We start from the raw sequence: 2,536 nt of genomic DNA, 5'->3' as shown, positions 1-2,536 counted from the left end.
CGGCTTCGAACCACCCGATCTACCCTTTGATCTCCGTGGCCGCCGCGTGCTTCAGTACGCATTGGCGGAGGAAGCTGACGCAGAAACTAGGAATGACGTCAAGAGGAGACTTATTGGGGAGCTGACTGCGGCGATCCGAACCAACCTCGATCACTACATTGAAGCGGAAGCCGCCGCTCTCTCTATCCATGGGGTACCCGCAAAAGTGGATGAGCCCTCTCTCTGGGCTGGGTCCGAAAATGGCTTCTCTCACCTAAGCCCAAATGGTCGTGGAGACTGGATATCGGTCACGATACCCGCCGGCCCGCGCGTCTACCGGCGCGTAATCCCGAGCGGTTGGAAGACCAAACCGCCGGCCGTAGCCGAAATTCAGACCTCCTGACATAGCGTAGCGCAAAATGTCCGGTTTTGGCGTCGGTCAGGGAGCCGGCGGAACAGCCGTGGCGGTGCTGCGCTCGATCGGCGAGCCGGGGAAGGCAAGCCCGATACGGGGTGGCGGACGCACTGAGAAGCGAATCCGCAGGCGCGAGCCGGGGAAGATTGTCGCGGTTTGGTCGAGCATCTCACAGAGGGCCTGGGCGGCGTGGGTTCGATGCGGCGAGCTGAGCGGAGCCAAGGTGATATGCAACTCGCTATCGGAGACGCGGATGTCGCCTGTCGCGGCGAACAGCTCATGGAGCAGGGTTCGCCCCTCTTGATCGGCACGGGCGTAGTGAGGTCGCAGTAGCGTTACTAGATCGCTCTCGGCCTGATAGGCGACCATCTTGATGATGTCGGTCAGGTGCTTGCGCTCGGTGGCGAGCTTGACCACGGCCCGCTCGCTGAGGTCTCGGACCTCGACGCGCTTAGCAATATCGCGGCGCTGCTCGAAGAGCCGGGCGACGCGAGCGCGGGCCGTGCGCAGCCGTTTGCCGAGCGTGCCATGAGCGATCTTGAACCCCCGCATGGTCGGCCGGTGCTGCTCGGCGTTGTCCGCGGCGGCGGCGCCGTATTCGCGTTCGAGCTTGGCGAGATCGGCGCGCGCCGCACGGACCTCCTTATCCAAAGCACGGCGCTCGGGATTGGGGATGGAGCGGGTCGGGTCCTCCGGCTCGATCCGGTAATCGACGAGTGCATCAAGCAGGAACTCTTCCCGCATGTACTTGAAGAAGTTCTCCTGTCGCCAGCGCTCGAAAATGCGGTAGGCGACCTCGATGTCGCGCAGGTCCCATCGACTGGTGATTACCTGCGTCTGATGGCCGTCGTCGCACAAGCGCGTGACTTGCCGTAGGCGCAGCTTACCTTTGAGGAAGCGCACGGGCTGGTCGTGCAGAAGATAGTCCACCCGGCATCTGTCGAGCTCGGCGTGACGGGCGATGAACCGCCGCTCATTGATGCGACGGCGCCGGCCCTTGCGATAGGTCAGCAAGTCGAAGCCGCCCTTGATCATCATGTCGAACAACTTCGGGCTCCAGCCGCCGCGGTCGAAGACGATGGTGACCCGTCGCTCGCCGACCAGGTCGCGCACTTCGCGAAGCAGTCGCGGCAAGGCCTTCGTCAACGCCGCGTCGACCTCCCCGGTCACCACCAGCAACGGGTCGCCGGAGCGGTCGTTGATCCAGTAGTCGGTGCTGGCGGGCATGGCCAGATGGCGGCGCGCCACGTAAGCCTTTGATGCGATGGCGCGTTGGCCGTGATAGGCGCGCACATGGCCGTCGATGTACAAGAACCCCATGAGATGTCCGCGCTGATCGACACGCAGACGCGCAAGCTCCGCGCCCAGCTGCTCGGCGCAATGGTGTGCCGCGAGGCGGGTGAGCCGGCGCCGCAGCGTCTTCACCTCCGGCGCGCGGTCGAGCCCGAGGAGCCTGCCGAACGCGGCCGGGTCGCGTTCCTTGAGATGCTCGGGCCGCTTGATGCGCAGCAGCGCCATGAGCAGGAGCGTCAGCAAGGTCGTGCGCAGGCCATAGAAGGCCGGACCGATCTCACCGTAGAGCTTGCGGCTGATCCGAAACAACCCGCTCTCGACCAGGCACGGGAGAGCGAGCAGGACGCCGACACCGGGAACCGAGGCCCCCTCGCGAAAGAGCGGTGCGGCATCATCGAGCAGCCCCAGATGGGCGAGTTGCCGATCGAAGCTGCGATCGCTCGCGTCGCGGTCGAGGCTCATCGGCGCCGGTTCGGCGTCGTCCTCAGCCGCGCTGATTGGATCGCCGGCGCCGTCCTTCCCTGATGGCGCGGAGCCATCCTCATCATCGTCGGTCGACTTCGCCGCCGGCGGCGCCCCCGCCGCTGCGGTCGTCATCCCGGCGAACGCAAGCTGTGCGCTCTCGGCGGGCGTCGAAGGTCCGACCAGCTTGCGAATCGCCTTCTCGCTCACCCCCAGCCGGTGCGCGACCGCCCGGTTGCTCATCCCCTGGCTTTTCAGCAGCTCGATGCTGCGTAGACGTTGCCCGGAGATCCGTCGCCGACCGCGACGCCAGCCTTCCTCGCGACCGAGCGCCGCCATCCCGCCCTGCACATAGCGCGCTTGGTGGCGCCGCACGGTGCGCACCGA

General features: G+C 65.8%; 2 protein-coding genes. One reads left to right on the top strand and one right to left on the bottom strand.

The genetic code is table 11. The annotated features are described in order from the left end of the window. A partial coding sequence (locus tag ACLP25_RS12905; protein WP_442469593.1) for a hypothetical protein occupies positions 1–382 on the top strand: 382 nt, incomplete at its 5' end. Positions 383–418: 36 nt separating this feature from the next. Here ACLP25_RS12905 and ACLP25_RS12900 read toward each other — a convergent pair. Then, the gene (locus ACLP25_RS12900) at positions 419–2,488 is read right to left on the bottom strand and encodes a putative transposase (RefSeq protein ID WP_442469592.1); all 2,070 of its coding nucleotides are present in this window, start codon (positions 2,486–2,488) and stop codon (positions 419–421) included. Between the last annotated feature and the right edge of the window lie 48 nt (positions 2,489–2,536).

It is taken from the genome of Roseiarcus sp., from assembly GCF_052145395.1.
Classification (GTDB): domain Bacteria; phylum Pseudomonadota; class Alphaproteobacteria; order Rhizobiales; family Beijerinckiaceae; genus Roseiarcus.
This window is presented reverse-complemented; position numbering and strand designations above follow the sequence as displayed.